Source organism: Kineococcus rhizosphaerae (assembly GCF_003002055.1).
GTDB classification, from domain to species: domain Bacteria; phylum Actinomycetota; class Actinomycetes; order Actinomycetales; family Kineococcaceae; genus Kineococcus; species Kineococcus rhizosphaerae.
The window spans coordinates 23,116-43,881 of record NZ_PVZF01000010.1 but is presented as its reverse complement, the minus strand read 5'-3'; the positions used below and the strand labels follow the sequence as shown (position 1 = coordinate 43,881).

Below are 20,766 nucleotides of genomic sequence, written 5' to 3'. Positions count from 1 at the left end.
TCTCGGGATGCACGACCCCTACGCCCGCTCCGGTAGTGGAGCCCGGAGTGATCCTCAACCTCCTGCAGGGCTGGCAGCACGTGCCGGGGGTGGCGGTTGACGGCGATCAGCTGCAGGTCACGGCCACCGGGCGGAAGATCGTCGAGCAGGACGGCACGGGAGGCCAGCCGAACCCGCCAGTCAACCTGGTGGGAACCCACCTGGTGGCCCAGGGCGACTTCCTCCTCACCGCCGTCTTCGCCGACGCCACCGCCGACGCGTCCTGGGCGGTCTACGACAGCCCGCCATCGATCGCCGACGAGTTCAGGATCGAACCGGCCGGGATACGACTCACCCTCAGGGGGGACGATCTCGAGATCATCGTCTTCGACGGCTCGCCCCAGGAGGACGTGAGCGACCCCGTCCCGGTCCACGACGAGCACGTGACCCTCTCCGACCCGCAGGCCCCCCTGTCGGTTCGTCGCTCCGGCCACTCGCTGGAGGTCGAGAGCCACGAGCACGTAGTGTCTTCGATGCCTCTGGGCGGGGTGTTCTCGTCAGGGGAACTCTGGCTGGGACTGTCGAGCGACAGCGGCACCTTCTCGGTCGACTCCCTCACCGCCACCGCTGCGGAGGGCGGATCGCTGAGGACCGTGGGCCCCGCGTTCGACAAGGTGGTGCGATCAGCGGAAGGGCTGCAGGCGCTGGCTGACCGCACCCGTCCGGGCTTCCGGATCGGGGCGGCCGTGGCTCTCGGCCCACTTGCGGCAGACCCCGACTACGCACAAGAGCTCGTCGGCGACTTCGGCGCCATCACGCCCGAGAACGCGATGAAGCCGCAGAACCTCTCCCCGCAGCAGGGCGTCTACACCTTCGAGGAGGCCGACGCCCTCATCGCCGCGGCCCAGAGCAAAGGCATGACCGTGCACGGGCACACGATCGCTTTCACCGAGGCGATGCCCCGCTGGATGCAGGACCTACCCACCGGTTCCGAGCAGGATCGCCGCGCTAGCGCCGCAGCGCTCTTGGACTACGTCACCACCGTCGTGGGGCACTTCAAGGGACGCCTCGCCTCGCTCGACGTCGTCAACGAGCCGTTCGACGTCGACCAAGGAACCGAACTCCAGGAGAACATCTGGTACCGCACCTTCGGGCTCGGGTACCCGCTGGTCGTCTCCCGAGCCGTCCACGACGCCGACCCCGACGTGAAGCAGTTCGTCAACGAGAACGGGGCCGACGTGCCCGGTGACCGTCAGGCCGCCCTGCTCGAGCTCGTGCGTGACACCAACGCACGGGGAGGTCACCTCGACGGGGTGGGCCTGCAGGCCCACATCTACGACCTCGACACCGACGCCATCTCGCCCGAGGATCTGACCGAGACGCTCGACACCTTCGCAGCAGCCGGGCTGGACGTCCGCATCTCCGAGAACGACGTCCCGGACAGCCGAGGGACGCAGCTCCAGGCGGAGCAGTACGCCGATGTGCTGATCACCTGCCTGAGCACTCCCACATGCGTCTCCTACACCACCTGGGGTGTGGACGACCGCTACGACTGGTCGGTCGACGAAGACGGCAAACTGCAGCAGGGCCACGACTTGCTCTTCGACGAGGGGCGCCCGACGCCTGCGTACGAGGCAATCAGGCAAGCGCTGGGTGGCGGGCCGGACAGTTCCTGAGCGGTCAGGGTGGGGGGCTGCGTGCCACCACCGGCGGTGGACGTCGGGTTCGGGGTGGCTCGGCGCAGCGCCAGCCAGCGCATCACCGACGCCGCATCGGCTCGCTCAGCCACGGCGCGTCCCCTGAACAGGACAAAGGCACGCGGCGACGTCACCGTCATCCCGCTGACCAGAACGTCGTCGACCATCCACACATGGCGAAGTGCGGATGAGTCCCGGTGCGCGGCGCCGCTGTCAGGATCGTGCGATGGACGGTGATGACGAGCTGGAGAACGCCGCCGCCGAAGGCAGGCACCTGGCTGAGGCCCTCGACGCTCCCAGCGCGTGGCTGCTCCTGGAGGACTCCTACGCCCGAGGCGGCGTACCCGATGAGGTCCTGCACTTCATCCAGGACCACACCAGCCGCCTCCTCGGCCCGCAGACTCACGCGGTGGCCGGGGACGTCCTGCGCACGCACATCGAGGCCGGCGGGGACCGGGCGGACCTGGCGCGCGACCGTTCTGCTCTGCTCAACCTCCTTGCCGCGATCGAGGGCAAGCAGCGACCAGCCCCTGCACACCGCTGGACCGCTCACGTACCGCTCGGCGGGCAGGCGATGTCCTCTGTGCGGACGCCAGCGGCGCAGGACGTGGGAGACGGGAGCTCGGAGCCGTGACAACTTCGCGGTCATCCCGCGCACCGCGCGACTTCACGGTCATCCCGCGATGAGGGCCGCTCTCGCCATCGGTGTCAAAGAGCCAGGTGCAGCCGCAACGCGTCGTCGAGGGCGTCCAGCGCCTCGAACGGCAACCGCCCCAGCGCCGGCCCCAGTCGATCCACCGAGACGGCGCGGACCTGCTCGGCCTGGGCCTTGGAGTCGACGTGCAGTCCGGTGTCCTGGGCTGCGAGCAGGACTTGGAAGGGGAACACCCTGGCCGTGTTGCTGGTCACCGGAACCACGGTGACTACACCCCGTCCGAGGCGTTCGGCGACCGCGTTGGCCTGGTCGTTGCTGACCACGACCGCAGGACGGCGCTTGTTGGCCTCACTGCCCCGCACCGGGTCGAAGTCGACGAGGCGGACCTCTCCGCGTCGCATCAGCGGAGTCCGTCGGCCGTGGCGCCTTCCCACACCTCGCGCTCCCCGGAGTCGTCCCACTCCTTCCAAGCGGCGGCGTAGTCCTGCTCCAGCTGCTGGTGGGTCAGGGTTTGGATGGCTCGTTGCACCGCGGCGGACCGGGACGGCAGGCCCGCCGCGCGGACGTGCTCGTCGAGGGCAGCGACGTCGGCTTCGGAAAGGCTGATGCTGAGCTTCACGCGACGATGCTACCCCGGTAGCAATTTTGTTGCTACCGCCCGCTCATCCTGCGGTGAGCATGACGTCGCGGTCGGGTCACCGTCCTCGCTGGCGCGCTCGTCGCACCGGTCCACCGTTGCACGGCGAGCAGTCAGGGGCGTCGTGTGCGACGACGCTCGAGAACGGTCCTGACGCCGGCGACGCCTGGCAAGCAGCCGCCCACGACGAGGCCATCGACGGCCAGGGAGCCACCGTCCACACGGGTGGGGTGCTCCCGAGGGCTGAGCAGCCGACCTGATGCCGACGCGCCTTCTGGTGGTGACAGCTGACACCGGTTGAGGTCCACGACTGTCACCGATGTCTCGACACATCGAGTGTCACCGGTGTCCTGATGCACCACACCCCCGTGCCACCGCGTCGCGGCGCTGCTCAGCCCGCGAGCGCCGGCCGCCGCAGGGCCGCGAGGAGCTCGGCGGCGGGGGCGGGCCGGGCGAACCGGTACCCCTGGGCGAGGGTGGCGCCGTAGGACGTCAGGATCCGCGCCTGGGCGTCGTCCTCGACCCCCTCGGCGACGACCTGGATCCCCAGGGCCTGGCCGATGCCGAGGACGGCGCGCACGACGGCGTCGCAGCTGGGGTCGCGGCCGAGGCCGGCGACGAACTGCAGGTCGATCTTGAGCAGGTCGACGGGCAGTTCGGTGAGGCGGGCCAGGCCGGAGTAGCCGGTGCCGAGGTCGTCGATGGCGATGCGGACACCGCGCCGGCGCAGGGTCTCCAGCTCGTCGCGCAGGGCGTCGGTGATGCGGGTGGTGTGGGTCTCGGTGAGTTCGAGGACGAGCAGGCCGGCCGACAGCCCGGTCTCGGCCAGGACGCGGTCGACCTGGTCGACGAGGGACCCGCCGAGCTGCTCGGCGGAGACGTTGACGTGGACGGCGGGGGCGTCGGCGCCGAGTTCGCGTTCCCAGCGGGCGGCCAGGGTCGCCGAGGCGCGCAGGACGTGCTCGCCCACGGCGGGCATCAGCGGGGAGGCTTCCAGGACGTCGAGGAACGCACCGGGGGCCCAGACGGTGCCGTCGGCGCGCCGCCAGCGCAGGAGGGTCTCGACGGCGTCGACGCGGCCGGTGGCGAGGTCGACGATGGGCTGGCCGAACATCTCGAACTCGCCCCGGGCGAGGGCCTCGGTGAGTTCGGGCAGGAGGCGCTCGGCGCGTTCGAGGCGTTCGCGGTCGCGCGCGTCGTAGGCGTAGGCGCGGTTCTTGCCGGCGCGCTTGGCGGCGTACATGGCCAGGTCGGCGTTCTGCAGGAGCCGGTCGAGGGCCCCCGCGTCGGCGGGCCCGGCCGGGTGCACGGCGCTGCCGATGCTGGCGCCGACGGCGAACGCCCCGCCGGGCAGTTCGACGGGTTCGCGGACGGCGGCCAGCAGCCGGCGGGCGAGGCGTTCGAGGCCGTCGGCGTCGGTGTCGGGGCAGACGACGGCGAACTCGTCGCCGCCGAGGCGGGCCACGGTGTCGCCGCCGCGGGAGAACGCCGAGAGGCGGTGGCCGATCTCGCGCAGGAGGGCGTCGCCGGTGGCGTGGCCGGCGGTGTCGTTGACGGCCTTGAACCCGTCGAGGTCGATGAGCAGGACCCCGACGCACCGGTCCTCGCGGCGCCCGGCGTCGAGGGCGTCGGCCAGGCGGTCGCGCAGCAGGGCGCGGTTGGGCAGGCCGGTGAGGGCGTCGTGCAGGGCCTGCCGGACGAGGGCGTCCTCGGCCTCCTTGCGCGCGCTGACGTCCTCGACGAGGCACAGCAGGTAGGGCTCGACGCCGGCGGGGCTGACGCGGCTGGCGGTGGTGCGCCCCCAGCCGGTGGTGCCGTCGGCCCGCACGTAGCGGTGCTCGAACTGGGCGTCGACGTCGAGGCCGGCGAGCAGCGGCCCGAGGTGGCGGGCGACGTGGTCGCGGTCCTCGGGCGGGGCGACGGCGTGGACGTCGAGGACGCCGAGCTCCTCGGGGACGAGTCCGGTGAACTCGGTCATGGTGGTGTTGACCTGCAGGATGCGCCCGGCGCTCGCGCCGAGGCCGACGATGAGCATGCCGACGGGGGCGGTGTCGAAGGCCGCGCGGAACCGGGTCTCGGAGTCGGCGAGGCGGGCCTGGGTGGCGACCTGGTCGGTGACGTCGGTGCCGATGCCGAGCAGACCGGTCCGCCGGCCCTCGGCGTCCAGGAGCCAGCTGATGGTGAGCGCTACCTGGCGGTGCTCGCCGTCGGCTCGCACGAGGGTCCACTGCTCGGTGGCGGCGACGCCGGTGGTCTCCAGGGTGCGGTTGAACACCTGCGCCGGGGTGACCCCCAGGGCGGCGGCGCGCGCCGCCACCTCGGGGAGGTGGTGCAGGCGCTTGACGTTCTGGCCGAGCATGTCCGCCGCCCGGTACCCGAGCATGCGCTGCGCACCCTCGTTGAAGACCGTCACCGTGCCGTCGAGCTCGGTGGCGATGATGAGCTGCTGGGTGGCGCCGGACAGGATCCCGGCGTACAGGTCGCGCGAGCGCGTGATCTCGGCGGCCGCGGCGCGGTTCTCGGTGACGTCGTGGAAGGCGATGAGGGCACCCTCGGACCAGTCCGCGCCCTCGGCCCGCGGCAGGCGGCGGCCGGTGACGTGGACGGTGCGGGTGGCGCCGTCGAGGGTGCTGCGGAAGGTCAGGTCGTGGGGGTCGACGACCTCGCCGGCCAGGACGCGGGCCAGGGGCAGGCGCGCACCGGGGACGGGGTCGCCGGCGTCGTCGAGGACCTCGACGAACTCGGCGAAGCGGGAGACGGGGACGCCCTCGGGCAGTGCGGGGTAGATCCCCAGCGCGGCGGAGTTGGCCGTGAGCAGTGAACCGTCGGCGGTGTAGACGGACATGCCGTCGCTGCTGGCCTCGAACACGGTGCGCAGCAGGTCCGCCTGCCGCTCGGCCTCCTGCTGGGTGCGGCGCAGGGAGGCCACGAGCTGGGCGCGCTCGTCGCGGTGCAGCACGAGCACCAGCGTGAGCATCGCGGTCAGGGCCACGAACAGCTGCACGCCGACGACGCGCTGCAGCGGGGGCGCGGGGCTGAACATCCCCACGCCGTGCAGGGCCAGCAGGACGTTCAGCAGCGCGACGCACAGGGCGTTGGCGGCCGCCACCCGCGCGGCGAAGCGGCTGCCCGCCCACACCGAGACCGCCACGACGACGAAGGACAGCGAGTACAGGTGCAGGACGTCGAAGACCCACGCGAAGGCTGCGCTGGCGGCGACGTTGACCGCGACCACCTCGGGCCAGCCGGCCGCCCCCGACCGGCGGGTGGTGCGGTCGGCGAGCAGCAGCCACAGGCCGGCGACGGCGACCATGCTGGTGTTCCCGGTGACGGTCGTGACGGCGGCGGTCGCCGGGGAGGTGCCGCGCAGCAGCGCGTACGGCACGGAGATGACGGCGGCCCCGACGAGGGAACCGGCGACCGCGGCGACCCCCAGCGCCCACGCGTCGCTGCGTTGCGTCAGCCGCGTCCCGGTCGGTCCCCACCGGCGGAACACGACGCACGTGGTCCACGCCTGCAGCAGGGAGCCGGCGGTGAAGGCCGCGGCGGGCAGGGGCGGCAGGCCGGTGGCGACGTCGACGGCGACGTTCAGCGCGGCGATCGCGCTCAGCGCGACGGCGCGCCGGGTGCGGTGCGCCCAGACGGTGAGCAGCCAGACGACGGCGACCGCGGTGGCGGGCCAGACGGCGGCGACGGGGGAGCCCTCCAGGCGCGAGACGCGCCCCAGCAGGACCGCCGCGGCGTACAGGAGGGCGGGGACGAGCACGGACAGCGCTCTGCGCGTCGGGGACCCACCCCGCCCTCTCGCCGCTGTCGTCACCACCGTCTAGGTGTCGGCGGCGGCCTGCGGGGCTTGAGCCGTGCGGGACCAGGTGTCCCACAGTCGGGCGTACCGGCCACCGAGGGTGAGCAGCTCGGCGTGGGTGCCGATCTCGGCGATCTCGCCGTCGGCCATCACGGCGATGCGGTCGCAGACCGCGGCCTGGCTGAGCCGGTGGGCGACGACGAGGGCGGTGCGGCCGCGGACGACGGCCTCGGCGGACTGCTCCAGGTCCCGTGCCCCGGCGCTGCCGGCTTCGGCGGTGGCCTCGTCGAGGACGACGACGGGCGGGTCGCGCAGCACGAGGCGGGCCAGCGCCAGCTGCTGCGCGCGGGCCTGGGACAGGGGCAGCTCACCGGGACCGACGCGGGTGTCGAGCCCGGCGGGCAGGGCGCTGACCCAGTCGTCACCGTCGACGACCCGCAACGCGGCGTGCACCTCGTCGTCGGTGGCCCCGGGGCGGGCCAGCGTGAGGTCCTCGCGCAGGGTGCCGGTGAAGACGTGCGACTCCTGGGCGATGACGCCGACGCGCTCGCGCACCGACCCGGCGTCGAGGTCGGTCAGGTCCACCGCGCCCCGCGCCCCGGTGAGCTCGACCGTGCCGCCGGTGGCGGGGAAGACGCCGCCGACGACGGCGGCCAGGGTCGTCTTGCCGGCGCCGCTCTCGCCGACGACGGCCAGCGACGTGCCGGCGGGGACCTCCACGTCGATGCCGCGCAGCACGAGCGGGGCGTCGGGGCCGTCGGCGTAGCTGTGCGTCAGCCCCCGCACGCGGATCCCGACGTGCTCGCGGGGCGCGCGGGCGACGACGTCGGCCTGCGGCGCGGGGTCCTCGGGCAGGTCGACGACCCCCACGAGGCGGTTCAGGGCGGCGGCGGCCCGCGAGACCTCGTCGAAGGACAGCAGCAGCGTGCCCAGCGGCCCGAACAGGCGGTGGAACAGCAGCGCGGCCGCGGTGACGGCGCCGACGGTGACGGTGCCGGTGCGCACGAGCTGGAAGCCGGTGAGCAGCAGCGCAGACAGGCCCACGGCCTCGGCGCCGTTCATGGACATCGAGAAGCGGGCGAAGGTGCCCAGCGCGGCCCGCGAGGCCCCGACGGTGCGGGCCGAGGCCGCCCGCACGCGCTCGCCCTGCAGGTCGGCCATGCCGTAGGCCTGGACGGTGGAGGCGCCGTGCAGGGACTGCAGGAACACCTGCGAGCGCTGCGCGGCGACGGCCCGTTCGTTCGCGTACAGCGGCCCGGCCTTCGGCAGGTACCAGCGCAGGCTGAGGGCGTACACGGGGAAGACGACGCAGAAGGCCAGGGCCAGGCGCCAGTCCAGGGCCCAGAACCCGACCGCCGACAGGACGACGGTGATGGCGGCGGTCAGCACGTTCGCGCCGAGCTGCACCGAGCTGGTGAACAGCTCGACGTCCTCGGTGACGCGCGAGGCGACGTCCCCGGACCCGGCGCGCTCCAGCAGGCGCGGGTTCATCCGCAGCGAGCGGTCGACGACGCGTTCGCGCAGGTCCGCGGCGATGCTCGCGCCGAGGCGTTCGGCGTCGCGGCGGGCCAGGGCCGTGGTGACCGCGGTGAGGACGGCGACGACGGACAGCTGCACGAGCAGGGGCGTCAGGGGGTCCCCGGCGCGCACGACGTCGACGGCCCGGCCCAGCAGCAGCGGCAGCACGACCGTCCCGCCGCTGGACAGGACGGTGGTGGTCAGCGCGGCGGCGAGCTCGCCGCGGTGGGCCGTGGCGGTCCGGGCCAGGACCGCGGCGCTGCGCCGGCCCGGGGCGACGGGCAGGGCGGTGGGCAGCGCGTTCACCGGCTCACCGCCGCGGCGTACTCGGCGCCGAACCGGGGGTCGTCGAGCAGCTCGGTGTGCGTGCCGGTGGCGTGCCGGCCGTCGGCGGTCAGCAGCACGACGCGGTCGCAGCGCGTCAGCAGCAGCGGGGAGGAGGTGACCAGCACGGTCGTCCCGACCCCGGCGCGCAGCCGGCGCACGCCCGCGGCGACGCGGTCCTCGGTGACGGCGTCCAGGGCCGTCGTCGGGTCGCGCAGGACCAGCACCTCCCGGTCGGCGGCCAGCGCGCGGGCCAGGCCGATGCGCTGGCGCTGGCCGCCGGAGAAGTTCGTGCCGCCGTCGGCCAGGGGCGCGTCGAGGTCGGTGGGGGCGGCGGCCGCGGCGAGCGCGGCGCCCAGCTCGACGCCGCGGCCGGCCGGGACGGGACCGGTCGTCAGCGCGTCGGCGAGGGTCTCGCCGAGCAGGTGCGTCTCGGCGGGCTCGACGAGCGTGCCCGCCCCGGCGAAGCCCGCGGTGACCGCGTCCGCCGTCGCCGTGTCGGTCGCGACGATCCCCAGGACCTCCCCGGGGGCCGGGCTCAGGTGCCCGGCGCGGGGGCGGCCGGCCTCGGTGCGGGGGGCGGGCGGGGTCAGCAGGGCGGCGACCCGGCGGGCGCTGGCGCGCGAGACGGCGAGCTGCTGGACGCAGGCGCTGACGTTGCGGACGGGGTCGGCCAGGAAGCTGGCCATCCCCACGACGGTGACGAACTCGCCGAGGTCGAGGCGGCCGCGGGCGACGAGGGCGCCGGCGGCGGCGGCGGTGGCGACGAGGATGGCGCCGGTGGCCAGGGTGCCGGCGCCGACGAGGACGGAGGTGGCCCCGGCCGCCCCGACGGCCGCGCGCCGCGAGACCGCGCTGGCCAGGTGGTAGCGGCGGACGGCCTCGGGGACCCCGCCGAACCCGCGCAGGGGGCGCAGGCCGGCGAGCAGGTCGGCGGCGACCGCGGCGGCCAGCCCGGCGCTGCGCTGGCGGTCGTGGACGCGCCGTTCCAGCCGCGGGGCCAGGGCCTGCAGGCCGAGGACGACGACGGGCACGCTCACGAGCAGGCCGAGGCCGAGGGCCACGTCGATGCGCAGCAGCACGACCGCGGCCACGACCATCCCGAAGCACCCGGAGGCGAGGAAGCTGACCAGGCCGAGCGACTCGGCGGTGTGCCGGGTGTCGGAGGTCACGACGGACAGCACGTCGCCGACCTGCCGGTCGCGCAGGACGGCGGGGTCGCGCAGCACGGCGCTGGTGGCGGACGTGCGCAGGGAGTGGGCCTCGTCGAACTCGGCGACGTCGACGGTCCAGAAGGCGAAGGTCCCGGCGCTGGACAGCACCGCGAACAGCGCCAGGACCCCGAGGACGCACAGCACGACGGCCCGGACGTCGCCGGTGCCGACGGCCCGGTCGACGGCGAGGCCGATGGCGACGGGGACGAGCGCCTCGCAGGTCTGGTGGACCATCGAGGACCCGCAGCCGACGGCGACGGCGCGGCGGTGTCGGCGCAGCACGTCGAGCACGGGGCGAGAGGACATGGAGGCGATCCTGAGGGGGTGTCGGGGGGTGTGAGGACGACCTTCTCACCCGTTCGGCCCACCCGGCGCTCACCCCCGCGGCAGCGCCCCGATCGGCCACGCGCGGTAATCGGAGGGCGCCCGCTTGTGCACTCTGAGTCACTGGCCTGATGGTCGAGGTGTCGGGGGAACGCCCCCGCCCCACACCCCGGAGGAACCCCGTGACCACCGTGAACGACACCCTCAAGAGCGCGCTCGACATCGACGGCGCCATCGCGGCCGCCCTCGTCGACTACGAGACCGGGATGTCGCTGGGCTCGGTCGGCGGCGGGACCCTCGACCTCGACGTCGCCGCCGCCGGCAACACCGACGTCGTGCGCGCCGAGCTGAAGACCCTGCAGCGCCTCGGCCTGGACGACACCCCCGAGGACGTCCTGATCACCCTCGGCACCCAGCTGCACCTCCTGCGCCTGCTGCAGAGCCAGAACGGCCAGGGCCTGTTCCTCTACCTCGTCCTGGACCGCAGCCGCGCCAACCTGGCCATGGCCCGCCGCCAGCTCACGGTCCTCGAGCGCAACGTCGAGATCTGAGGTCAGGCCCTCTCCACCAGGGACAGCTGGGTGCCGTCCGGGTCCAGCAGGTGGGCGACCCGGCCGCCCCAGTCCTCCACGCGCGGCAGGTGCAGGCGGGGGAACCCGGTGCGCCCCACCGGGACCCCCGCCGCCCGCGCGAGGGCGCAGAACCCGTCGAGGTCGGCCAGCCGCAGGGTGCAACGGAACGAGCTCGACCACGGGTCCAGCGCGGCGAAGCCGAAGAACTCCAGCTGCACCGGCCCGCGGCGCAGCACCGCGCACTCGTCCGACCGGTACGCCTCGACGAACCCCAGCGCGCCGTAGAACCTCGACGTCGCGCCCAGGTCGCGCGCCGGCAGGTTCGGCACCGCGCGGTCACCCAGGGAGTCCACCGCTACTCCACCTCCGCCGCCGCGCCCGCGAACTGCGCCTCGTGCAGCCGCGCGTACGCCCCGCCCGCGGCCACCAGGTCGGCGTGCCGGCCCTGCTCCACGACCCGCCCCGACTCCATCACCAGGATCAGGTCCGCGTCCCGGATCGTCGAGAGCCGGTGCGCGATGACCAGGCTCGTGCGGTCCTGGCGCAACTGCGCCATCGCCCGCTGCACGACCCGCTCGGTGCGGGTGTCCACCGAACTCGTCGCCTCGTCCAGCACCAGCACCTGCGGGCGCGCCAGGTACGCCCGGGCGATCGTCACGAGCTGCTTCTCGCCCGCGCTGATGCGCCCCGCGTCGTCGTCCACGACCGTCGCGAACCCGTCCGGCAACGTGTCCACGACCGTGTCCACCGACGCTGCGCGCGCCGCCTCCAGGACCTCCTCGTGCGAGGCCGACGGCCGCGAGTAGGCGATGTTCTCCTCGATCGTGCCCTCGAACAACCACGTGTCCTGCAGCACGATCGCGGCGCGCGAGCGCAGGTCCTGCCGGGACATCGTCGCCGTGTCCACGCCGTCGAGCAGGATGCGCCCCGAGTCCACCTCGTAGTAGCGCAGCAGCAGGTTCACCAGCGTCGTCTTGCCCGCCCCCGTCGGGCCCACGATCGCGACCGTCTGGCCCGGTTCGGCCGTGAACGACAGGTCCTCGATGAGGGGGACGTCGGGGGCGTACCGGAACGACACGCCCTCGAACTCGATGCGCCCGGGCCCCGACGGCTTCGGGCCGTCCACCGGGTCCGGCGACATCTCCGGCGCGTCCAGCACCTCGAACACCCGCTCCGCCGAGGCGACCCCCGACTGCAGCAGGTTCGCCATCGACCCCAGCTGCGCCAGCGGCTGCGTGAACTGCCGCGAGTACTGCACGAACGCCTGCACCCCGCCGATCGTGATCGACCCCGTCGTCACCATCGTCGCGCCCACCACCGCGATCGCGACGTAGACGAGGTTCCCGATGAGCATCGTCGACGGCATGATCGTGCCCGACAGGAACTGCGCCCCGGCGCTCGCGCCGTACAGCTCGGAGTTCCTCGCCGTGAACCGCGCGCGGACCTCCTCGCGGCGCCCGAACGCCGTCACGACGTCGTGCCCCGTGAACACCTCCTCGATCTGCGCGTTCAGCGCCCCCGTCTCGCGCCACTGGCTGACGAACAGCGGCTGCGAGCGCTTCGCGATCGTCGCGACGACCACCAGCGTCAGCGGGATCGCCACCAGCGCCAGCAGCGCCAGCCGCCAGCTGATCGTGAACATCATCACCACGACGCCGATCACCGTCAGCGCCGAGACCAGGGCCTGCGACACGGTCTGCTGCAGGCTCTGGGAGATGTTGTCGATGTCGTTCGTCACCCGCGAGAGGAGTTCCCCGCGCGGCGTGGAGTCGACGTGCGAGAGCGGCAGCCGGTGCAGCTTCGCCTCGACGTCACCGCGCAGCCGGAACACCGTGCGCTGCACGACCCGGTTCAGCATCAGCCCCTGCAGGAACGACAGGAACGCCGACAGCACGCAGATCAGCGCGACCTCGACGATCGTGCGGCCCAGCCCCGACCGGTCCAGCGGCCGGCCGCCGAACGCGGCCTGCACCACGTAGTCCGTCGCGTGCCCCAGGAGCTTGGGGACGTAGACCGTCAGCGCGACGCTGGCCACGGCCAGGACCAGCACCACCGCCAGCCGCGCCGCGTCCGGGCCCATCCGGGACAGCAGGCGCTTGCCGGACGGGACGAACGACTGCGCCTTCTGGCCCGGGGCACCGGCCATCCGCATCGGACCCCCGCGCCCGCTCACGCTGCACCCCTCGTTCGCTCCGTCGCGGCGCTCGTGACGGCGCCTTCCCTCGGGACCGCGCAGCGACTCCGTCTGGAGCCGGCGCCCAGCGCCGGACGCGTTCCCTCAGTCCAGGCGCCGTCGCGCCGCTCGTCGCTCACGCTGCAACCTCCAGCTGGCTCGAGACGATCTCCTCGTACGTCGGGCACGTCTGCAGCAGTTCCCCGTGCCTCCCGCGGCCGACGACCCGGCCGTTCTCCAGCACGACGATCTCGTCGGCGCCCACGATCGTGGAGACCCGTTGCGCCACCACGAGGATCGCCGCGTCGGGCAGGTCGGCGGCCAGGGCCGCCCGCAGCCTGGCGTCGGTCGCGGTGTCCAGGGCCGAGAACGCGTCGTCGAACACGAACACCGCGGGCCGCTGCACGAGCAGGCGCGCGATCGACAGCCGCTGCCGCTGCCCGCCCGAGACGTTGGTGCCGCCCTGGGAGATCGGCGTGTCCAGCCCCTCGGGCTTGGCCCGCACGAAGTCCTCGGCCTGCGCCGTCCGCAGCGCCGCCCACAGCTCCTCGTCGGAGGCGTCGGGGCGGCCGAACCGCAGGTTCGAGGCCACCGTCCCCGCGAACAGGTAGGGCCGCTGCGGGACGAGTCCCACGCGCCGGCGCAGGTCCGCGTCGGCCAGGGACCGCACGTCGACGCCGTCGAGCACGACGGCGCCCGCCGAGACGTCCGCGAGCCGGGTCGCGAGGTTCACGACGGTCGTCTTGCCCGACCCCGTCGACCCGATGACGGCCGTGGTGCGGCCCGGTGCGACGTCGAAGGTGACGCGGTCCAGGACGGCCCGGTCGGCGCCGGGGTAGGAGAACGAGACCTCGCGGAACTCCAGGCGCCCCGAGCTCGGCGCGGTCGCCGCGGCCTGCGCCGGGCGCACGCTCGTCGGCGTCTGCAGGACCTCCTCGATGCGGCCGGCCGAGACCGCCGCCCGGGGCCCCACGACCGCCAGGAACGTCGTCATCATGACGCCCATGAGGATCTGCACGAGGTAGGACAGGAACGCGATGAGCGAGCCGATCTGCAGGTCCCCGCTCTCCACCCGGCCCGCGCCGAACCACACGACGGCCGCGCTGGTCAGGTTCATCACGAGCGTCACGAACGGGAAGACGATCGAGAACAGCCGGCCCGTCCGGACCGCGACGTCGGTGAGTTCGGCGTTGGCCCGTTCGAACCGGGCCCGCTCGGCGTCCTCGCGGACGAAACCGCGCACGACGCGCAACCCCGTGAGCTGTTCGCGCAGCACGCGGTTCACGGTGTCGATCTTCTTCTGCAGCTGACCGAACATGGGCCCGAGGCGCACCATGATCGCCGCCATCACGGCGACCAGCACGGGGACCGCGACGACGACGAGCCAGCTCAGCCCCACGTCCTCGCGCAACGCCATGACGATCCCGCCGACGCACAGGATGGGCGCGGAGACGATCATCGTGCACGTCATCAGCACGAGCATCTGCACCTGCTGGACGTCGTTGGTCCCGCGGGTGATGAGCGAGGGGGCGCCGAAGCGCCCGACCTCGGCCTTGGAGAAGTCCAGGACGTGCCCGAAGACGGCCGCGCGCACGTCGCGGCCCACGGCCATCGCCGCGTACGCGCCGCAGCGGACCGCGGAGATCGTGGCGACGACCTGGACGAGGGTGATGGCGAGCATCAGGGCGCCGGTGCGCCAGATGTAGCCGGTGTCGCCGGTCACGACGCCCCGGTCGATGATGTCGGCGTTCAGTCGGGGCAGGTACAGCGAGGCCACGGTCTGCAGGACCTGCAGGACGAGGACCGCCACCAGCAACCCGCGGTGAGGACGGAGGTGCTCTCGCAGGAGGGTGAACAACACGGGAGTCAGGTCTAGCAGCCCCCGGCGGGCCGGGCATCAACCTTTCGTGTCCCCGGCGAACCGGGTGCCGGGCCGGGCCCGGCTCACAACCTCCCGGCGGCCTTCAGCGCCAGGTACCGGTCGGCCAGCGCCGGGGCCAGCCCCTCGGGGTCGGCGTGCACGACCTCCACGCCCAGCCGGGTCAGCAGCCGCGCCGTCCGGTCCCGCACGGCCGTGGCGGTCTCGGCGGCGGCCGCGGTGTAGACGGCCTCGGCGTCGGAGTGGTCGCGGGCCAGCGCCGCCAGGGCCGGGTCGTCCACCGCGGCCAGCACGACGGTGTGCCGGGTGGCGAGCTGCTCCAGCACGGGCAGCAACCCCGAGTCCAGGACGGAGGAGTCCAGCGCGGTGAGCAGCACGACCAGCGCCCGCTGGCGGGCCGTCGTGCGGACCTCGGTCGCGACGGCGTCCCAGTCGGCCTCCACGAGGGACGGTTCGAGCGGGGCCAGGGCCTCCACCAGCGCGGGCAGCAGGTCGCCGCGGGAACTGCCCCGCACCCGGGCCCGGACCCGGCGGTCGTGGGCGACGAGGTCGACGCGGTCCCCGGCCCGCGCGGCCAGGGCCGCCGTCAGCAGCGCGGCCTCGATCTGCGCGTCGAGCCGGACGGTCGGGTGCTCACCCTCCAGCCGCGCCGCCGACGTGCGGGAGGTGTCGACGACGAGCAGGACGCGCCGGTCGCGCTCGGGACGCCAGGTGCGCACGACGACGGCCTGCCGGCGGGCGCTGGCCCGCCAGTCGATCGAGCGCACGTCGTCCCCGTCGACGTAGTCGCGCAACGAGTCGAACTCCGTGCCCTGCCCCCGGTGCTGGACCGCGCTGCGCCCGTCGAGCTCGCGCAGCCGCGCCAGCCGCGACGGCAGGTGCTTGCGCGACGTGAAGGGCGGCAGGACCCGCAGCCGTCCCGGCACGGGCGCCGACCGCTGCCGGCCCGCCAGCCCCAGCGGCCCCGCGGTGCGGACCGTGACGCGGTCGGCGAGCCGGTCCCCGCGCCGGGTCGGGACGAGGACGACCTCGAACCGGCGCCGCTCGGCCGGGGGCAGGTCCAGGCGGTGCCGGGTCCGCGTCGCCCCCGCCGACGGCACCCACGCGTCCCGCAGCACGCCCCGGACCCGCTGCGCGCCCGTGTTCTGCACCAGCAGCTCGGTGCTGCGCCGCTCCCCGAGCCGCACCGCGGGCAGCGGCGGCCGGGTGATCGTGAGCCGCCGCGGCGACGGGGCGAGCAGCACGTCCAGACCGGTGAGCAGGACGCACACGCCCAGCCACACCCAGAACGCCCCCCAGCCCGGCCACGCCACGACCAGGACCAGCCCCGCCAGGGCCAGCCACGCCGTCCGGCCGGTGACGAACATCTAGCGCGGCACCGGGACGGAACCCAGCACCGAGTCCAGGACCGCGTCCACGCTCACCCCGTCGAGCTCGGCCTCGGGCCGCAGCTGCACGCGGTGGCGCAGCGTCGGGCGCGCCAGCGACTTCACGTCGTCGGGGGAGACGTAGTCCCGTCCCGACAGCCACGCCCACGCCCGCGCCGTCGCCAGCAGCGACGTCGCCCCGCGCGGGGAGACGCCCAGCGCCAGGGAGGGGGAGTCGCGCGTGGCCCGGCACACGTCCACCACGTAGCCGATGACCTCGCGCGAGCACTGCACGCGCCGCACCGCGTCGGCGGCGATGGACAGCTGCTCGGGCGTCGCGACGGCCCGCACGCCCGCCGCCGCCAGGTCGCGCGGGTCGAAGCCCGTCGCGTGCCGGGCCAGGACCTCCACCTCGTCCTCGCGCGGCGGCAGCGGCAGCGTCAGCTTCAGCAGGAACCGGTCCAGCTGCGCCTCCGGCAGCGGGTACGTCCCCTCGTACTCGACGGGGTTCTGGGTGGCGGCCACGATGAACGGGTCCGGCAACCGCCGCGGTTCACCGTCGATCGAGACCTGCTTCTCCTCCATCGCCTCCAGCAGCGACGCCTGCGTCTTCGGCGGCGTGCGGTTGATCTCGTCCGCCAGCAGGATGTTCGTGAACACGGGCCCCTCGCGGAACGAGAACCGCGAGCTCTGCGCGTCGTAGACCAGCGAGCCCGTCACGTCGCCCGGCATCAGGTCGGGCGTGAACTGCACGCGCTTGGTGTCCAGGTGCAGCGCCGCCGACAGGCTGCGCACGAGCAGCGTCTTGGCCACCCCCGGAACCCCTTCGAGCAGGACGTGACCGCGGCACAGGACCGCGATGACCAGTCCGGTGACGGCCGCGTCCTGGCCGACGACGGCCTTGGCGACCTCCTGGCGGACCGCGCGCAGGGCCTGCCGCGCGTCCTCGACGGCCTCGGTCGAAGTCTCTGTCACTGGGTGGGGACCTTCCTGGGTGAGGTGCTGCGGACATCGCGTTCGAGGGCGTCGAGGTCGACGGCGAGCCGGACGAGCGCGGGGTCGTCGTGCGGTGCGGCGCCCGCGAGCAGCTCACGGACGGCGGGCGCGGGGCGGCCGGTGATCCACGCCACCTGGTCGGCGACGTCGGCGACGTCGGCGCGCACGTCCAGCCCCGTCCACCCCCGCAACCGGCGCAGCGTGGCCTCCCGCAACGCCTGCGCCGCCCGGGCGCAGGCGCGGGCGCTGGCGTACAGCCGGCCGTGCCCCTCCACGGTCTCGGCCGCCCGCACCACGACGGGCAGCGGCTCGTCGACGAGCCGGCCGAGCCGGCGGCCCCGCCACAGCAGGACGAACCCCGTGGCCAGGGCCAGGACCCCGACCGCCGGCCACGTCCAGCCGGGCAGCAGCGCCGTCAGCGGGACCTGCGCGGACTCGGTGTCGACGGGGTCGGGCAGGTACCACACCAGGTCGCGGCGCGCGCCGAGCGTGCGCAGCGCCAGCGCCGCGTTCCCCTCCTGCGCGACCCAGCGGTTCGTCATGGACGTCGGCTGCCCCACGACCGTCAACGTCGCGCGCCCCAGCGCGGTCCGCGCGAACGACCCGCCGTAGCAGGCCGTCGCGCCACCGCTCGCGGCGTACGTCTGACCGCCGGCCCGCGCGGGCCCGGCCGCGACCGCGTCGGGGTCCTCGCAGCCGGGGTCGCGGGTGGCCGTCGACGCACGGCCCGTGGGGGTGACGTCGTCGGTGAACGCCGCCAGCGACGCCTCGGAGGGACGCAGCAGCACGACGTCGGCGCCGGAACCGGCCAGGGTCCGCAGCCGCGCGTCCGAGAGCAGGTCCGGGGCGGTCACCAGCACGGTCGCGTCACCGCCCGCGCCCCCGGCCAGGGCCCCCGACGCGTCGGCGAACGTGCGGGCCTCGGTGACCGTCACGCCCCGGTCGGCCAGGACGCGCGCCAGCGCCCGCCCGCCGCCGGGGTCGACGGACTCGGGGGTGAAGGCGGACTCGTCGGTGCGCGGCGTCAGCAGCGCCACCAGCACCGCGGTGGCCACGACGAGCAGCACCACCAGCACCGCCGCGCGGTGGCGGCGGACCGCGCCACGGACCCCGTCACGGACCCCCTCGCGGACCCCGTCGCGGACCTGGCCGCCGATCACGCGGGGACCACCGGGCGCGCGCGGGCGACCTGGGCCACGACGGCCCGCAGGTCCTCGTCGGCGCGCGCGCTCGCCGGCCGCCCGCCGTAGCGGACGTCGTCGAAGGAACGGGCCGCGCGGGCCAGCGCGTCGGCGCAGTCGGGCAGCGCGAGCGCCGCGGTGGACGCGATCTCCGTCGCCGTGCCACCGGGCCGGGTCTCGACGAGGGCGCGTTCCTCCAGGGACCGCACGAGCCCGCGGAACCGCTCGGCGACGGCGAGCGCGTGGTCCCCGGCCGCCGCGGCCGCGTCGGCGCGGGCGAAGTGGGCGCTCGCGGGCTCGGGCGCGGCCTCGAAGACCGGCTCGGCCGGGCCCTGCCGGGCGCTGCGGCGCAGCGGGCCCCCCACGAGGTGGACGGCCACGACCAGCAGGACCAGCAGCACCACGACCACGACGACGGACGTCCAGCCCGTCCCGATCCCGGGCACCGAGACCCGCTCCAGCCGGTCCCACAGCCAGGTCCAGGCGCGCACCAGCCACGAGCCCTGGGACTGGCGGTACTCCGGGCGCGACAGCTCCTCGGCCAGCCACTGCCGGGCCTGGGGCCGGTCCGGCTGCACGGGGACCGTCACCGCGCGGAGGCCCGGTGCAGCTCGACGTCCAGCCCCTCGCGGCGCATCCGCAGGTCCACGTACAGCAGCGCCGTCACCGAGGCCAGGAACGGGTACGCCACGATGCTGCCGGCCATCTGCCCCACGGTCTGCACGGCGTTCTGCGCGACGATGGCGCCCGTCCCGCCCGCGCCGAGGGTCGCCCCGAGCACCCCGCCGACGACCCCGAACGGCACGGAGACGGCACCGACGGCGAACTGCACGACGACCAGCGTCAGCAGCTGGATGCCGAACAGCCGCCAGAACGAGCGGCGCGTCAGGCGGAACGAGCGCGCGAGGCTGGCCCGGATCCCCAGGCCCTCCAGCAGCATCGCCGGCGAGGCCATCGACGACTTGACCCAGAACCACGCCCAGCCGGCCAGCGCGGCCAGCGCCCCGAGCAGGGTCACGAGCACGCCGACGCCCGTCCCGACGTCGGAGCCGGCGAACACCAGGACGAGCACCCCGGGGGCCAGCAGGACCACCCACACCAGGGCGCTGACGAGCGTGATGAGCACCGACAACCCCACCAGCGGCAGGACCCGCGCGCGGCAGCGGGCCCACAGGTCGCCGAAGCCGATCCTGCGGCCCAGCACGGCCTCGCTGACGCTGACGATCAGCATCCCGTTCAGCACGAGCACCGCGATCGCCTGCAGCAGAGCGCTCAGCACCAGCAGCGGGGCCGAGGACTGCAGCGTCGAGAACACGTCGTCGACCGAACCGGTCCCGGCTTCGAGGCTGTTCGCCAGGCCCACGACGTCGCGCGTGAAGAACACCGAGGCGACGAGGGACACCAGCGAGGTGGCGGTGACCACGACGGCCGACAGCCCGACCATGACCTTGGGGTTCTGCCGGAACCCGCGGAACGCGCCGTCCCAGATCTCGCCCAGGCCCAGCGGGCGCAGCGGGACGATCCCCGGCCGGGGTGCGGCGGGCACGCCCCACGACTGCTGGCCAGGGTCGCCCTGCGGGGCGCCCCACCCCGACGACGGGACGGGAGCGGGGGTCAGGGGCGCCGGCGGCTGGTCCCCGGGCGAGTCGTCCGGGCGCTGCCACTGGTCCGTCCCCATGGCGGCCATCGTGCCAGAGGACCCGCGGTGATCAAGGTCCCGGCGTGGTGGTCACCCCCGAACGCGGCCCCGGGGGGCAGGATGAGCCCATGAGGGGACGCGTCCTCGTGGTGGACGACGACACCGCGCTCGCCGAGATGCTGGGGATCGTGCTGCAGGGGGAGGGGTTGGAGACCCGCTTCTGCGCCAACGGCGACGAGGCGCTGGGGGCCTTCCGGGCGACCCGGCCCGACGTCGTGCTGCTCGACCTGATGCTGCCCGGCACCGACGGCATGGAGGTCTGCCGCCAGATCCGGGCCGAGTCCGGCGTCCCGATCGTCATGCTGACGGCCAAGAGCGACACCGTCGACGTCGTCCTGGGCCTGGAGGCCGGCGCCGACGACTACGTCGTCAAACCCTTCAAGCCCAAGGAACTGGTCGCGCGCGTGCGGGCCCGGTTGCGCACCGCCGGGGACCGCCCGCCCGAGACGCTGCGCATCGGCGACCTGACGATCGACGTCGCCGGCCACTCGGTGCGCCGCGACGGCCGGTCCCTGCCCCTGACCCCGCTGGAGTTCGAGCTCCTGGTCACCCTGGCCCGCAAGCCGTGGCAGGCGTTCACGCGCGAACTGCTGCTGGAGCAGGTGTGGGGTTACCGGCACGCCGCCGACACGCGCCTGGTGAACGTCCACGTGCAGCGGCTGCGCTCGAAGATCGAACGCGACCCCGAGCACCCCGAGATCGTCGTCACGGTCCGCGGGGTGGGGTACCGCGCCGGGCCCCTCTAG

17 protein-coding genes are annotated in these 20,766 nt (G+C 74.4%); 4 read left to right on the top strand and 13 right to left on the bottom strand.

Features of this window, described 5'->3' with window-relative positions; all coding sequences use genetic code 11:
• Positions 1 to 47: 47 nt before the first annotated feature.
• Together CLV37_RS18630 and CLV37_RS18625 are read left to right on the top strand one after the other, a co-directional pair.
• Positions 48 to 1,655 (top strand): endo-1,4-beta-xylanase, encoded by a 1,608-nt coding sequence (locus CLV37_RS18630; RefSeq protein WP_211298764.1) that lies wholly within the window; start codon positions 48 to 50, stop codon positions 1,653 to 1,655.
• Between the two features lie 247 nt (positions 1,656 to 1,902).
• Complete coding sequence (locus CLV37_RS18625) at positions 1,903 to 2,310, top strand: hypothetical protein (RefSeq protein WP_106213223.1); 408 nt, start codon at positions 1,903 to 1,905, stop codon at positions 2,308 to 2,310.
• Between the two features lie 74 nt (positions 2,311 to 2,384).
• Here CLV37_RS18625 and CLV37_RS18620 read toward each other — a convergent pair whose 3' ends face one another.
• The 5 genes from CLV37_RS18620 to CLV37_RS18600 all read right to left on the bottom strand — a co-directional run bounded on the left by CLV37_RS18620 (position 2,385) and on the right by CLV37_RS18600 (position 10,135).
• Entirely contained in the window at positions 2,385 to 2,732 is a 348-nt protein-coding gene (locus CLV37_RS18620; RefSeq protein ID WP_106213221.1) for a type II toxin-antitoxin system PemK/MazF family toxin, read from the bottom strand.
• Positions 2,732 to 2,950, bottom strand: a complete 219-nt coding sequence (locus CLV37_RS18615; protein ID WP_106213219.1) for a ribbon-helix-helix domain-containing protein — start codon at positions 2,948 to 2,950, stop codon at positions 2,732 to 2,734. The genes CLV37_RS18620 and CLV37_RS18615 overlap by 1 nt, the downstream gene beginning before the upstream one ends.
• Before the next feature lie 409 nt (positions 2,951 to 3,359).
• A complete protein-coding gene (locus CLV37_RS18610) occupies positions 3,360 to 6,734 on the bottom strand; it encodes a bifunctional diguanylate cyclase/phosphodiesterase (RefSeq protein WP_170127359.1) in 3,375 nt (1,124 codons plus the stop codon).
• Positions 6,735 to 6,794: 60 nt separating this feature from the next.
• Complete coding sequence (locus CLV37_RS18605; RefSeq protein WP_106213215.1) at positions 6,795 to 8,597, bottom strand: ABC transporter ATP-binding protein; 1,803 nt, start codon at positions 8,595 to 8,597, stop codon at positions 6,795 to 6,797.
• Positions 8,594 to 10,135, bottom strand: coding sequence for an ABC transporter transmembrane domain-containing protein (locus tag CLV37_RS18600; protein WP_106213213.1), 1,542 nt, complete (start codon positions 10,133 to 10,135; stop codon positions 8,594 to 8,596). The genes CLV37_RS18605 and CLV37_RS18600 overlap by 4 nt, the downstream gene beginning before the upstream one ends.
• Before the next feature lie 200 nt (positions 10,136 to 10,335).
• Here CLV37_RS18600 and CLV37_RS18595 point away from each other — a divergent pair, with 200 nt between their 5' ends.
• The gene (locus tag CLV37_RS18595; protein WP_106213211.1) at positions 10,336 to 10,704 is read left to right on the top strand and encodes a hypothetical protein; all 369 of its coding nucleotides are present in this window, start codon (positions 10,336 to 10,338) and stop codon (positions 10,702 to 10,704) included.
• Positions 10,705 to 10,706: 2 nt separating this feature from the next.
• Here the strand turns inward: CLV37_RS18595 and CLV37_RS18590 are convergent, their stop codons facing one another.
• The 8 genes from CLV37_RS18590 to CLV37_RS18555 all read right to left on the bottom strand — a co-directional run bounded on the left by CLV37_RS18590 (position 10,707) and on the right by CLV37_RS18555 (position 19,999).
• On the bottom strand, positions 10,707 to 11,078 hold the full coding sequence (locus CLV37_RS18590; RefSeq protein WP_211298763.1) for a VOC family protein: 372 nt from the start codon (positions 11,076 to 11,078) through the stop codon (positions 10,707 to 10,709).
• 2 nt (positions 11,079 to 11,080) lie between these two features.
• On the bottom strand, positions 11,081 to 12,871 hold the full coding sequence (locus CLV37_RS18585; RefSeq protein WP_245885480.1) for an ABC transporter ATP-binding protein: 1,791 nt from the start codon (positions 12,869 to 12,871) through the stop codon (positions 11,081 to 11,083).
• Between the two features lie 163 nt (positions 12,872 to 13,034).
• Positions 13,035 to 14,759 (bottom strand): ABC transporter ATP-binding protein, encoded by a 1,725-nt coding sequence (locus tag CLV37_RS18580; protein WP_106213207.1) that lies wholly within the window; start codon positions 14,757 to 14,759, stop codon positions 13,035 to 13,037.
• An 83-nt stretch (positions 14,760 to 14,842) separates the two neighbouring features.
• Positions 14,843 to 16,144 carry a DUF58 domain-containing protein gene (locus CLV37_RS18575; RefSeq protein ID WP_106213205.1) on the bottom strand — a complete coding sequence of 434 codons (1,302 nt, stop codon included), beginning with the start codon at positions 16,142 to 16,144 and terminating at the stop codon, positions 14,843 to 14,845.
• Complete coding sequence (locus CLV37_RS18570) at positions 16,145 to 17,119, bottom strand: AAA family ATPase (protein WP_106213203.1); 975 nt, start codon at positions 17,117 to 17,119, stop codon at positions 16,145 to 16,147.
• Positions 17,116 to 18,300, bottom strand: a complete 1,185-nt coding sequence (locus CLV37_RS18565) for a DUF4350 domain-containing protein (protein ID WP_106213201.1) — start codon at positions 18,298 to 18,300, stop codon at positions 17,116 to 17,118. Before CLV37_RS18565 ends, CLV37_RS18570 begins: the two co-directional genes overlap by 4 nt.
• Complete coding sequence (locus CLV37_RS18560; RefSeq protein ID WP_106213199.1) at positions 18,297 to 18,911, bottom strand: DUF4129 domain-containing protein; 615 nt, start codon at positions 18,909 to 18,911, stop codon at positions 18,297 to 18,299. Before CLV37_RS18560 ends, CLV37_RS18565 begins: the two co-directional genes overlap by 4 nt.
• Positions 18,908 to 19,999 carry a hypothetical protein gene (locus CLV37_RS18555; RefSeq protein WP_106213197.1) on the bottom strand — a complete coding sequence of 364 codons (1,092 nt, stop codon included), beginning with the start codon at positions 19,997 to 19,999 and terminating at the stop codon, positions 18,908 to 18,910. The genes CLV37_RS18560 and CLV37_RS18555 overlap by 4 nt, the downstream gene beginning before the upstream one ends.
• A gap of 89 nt (positions 20,000 to 20,088) precedes the next feature.
• Here CLV37_RS18555 and mtrA point away from each other — a divergent pair, with 89 nt between their 5' ends.
• Positions 20,089 to 20,766 carry an MtrAB system response regulator MtrA gene (mtrA, locus tag CLV37_RS18550; protein ID WP_106213484.1) on the top strand — a complete coding sequence of 226 codons (678 nt, stop codon included), beginning with the start codon at positions 20,089 to 20,091 and terminating at the stop codon, positions 20,764 to 20,766.

Coding starts and splice junctions, on each gene's coding strand:
- CLV37_RS18625 (WP_106213223.1), top strand. CDS start 1,903: ATGGACGGTGATGACGAGCTGGAGAACGCCGCCGCCGAAGGCAGGCAC.
- CLV37_RS18620 (WP_106213221.1), bottom strand. CDS start 2,732: ATGCGACGCGGAGAGGTCCGCCTCGTCGACTTCGACCCGGTGCGGGGC.
- CLV37_RS18600 (WP_106213213.1), bottom strand. CDS start 10,135: ATGTCCTCTCGCCCCGTGCTCGACGTGCTGCGCCGACACCGCCGCGCC.
- CLV37_RS18585 (WP_245885480.1), bottom strand. CDS start 12,871: ATGGCCGGTGCCCCGGGCCAGAAGGCGCAGTCGTTCGTCCCGTCCGGC.
- CLV37_RS18575 (WP_106213205.1), bottom strand. CDS start 16,144: ATGTTCGTCACCGGCCGGACGGCGTGGCTGGCCCTGGCGGGGCTGGTC.
- CLV37_RS18555 (WP_106213197.1), bottom strand. CDS start 19,999: ATGGGGACGGACCAGTGGCAGCGCCCGGACGACTCGCCCGGGGACCAG.
- mtrA (WP_106213484.1), top strand. CDS start 20,089: ATGAGGGGACGCGTCCTCGTGGTGGACGACGACACCGCGCTCGCCGAG.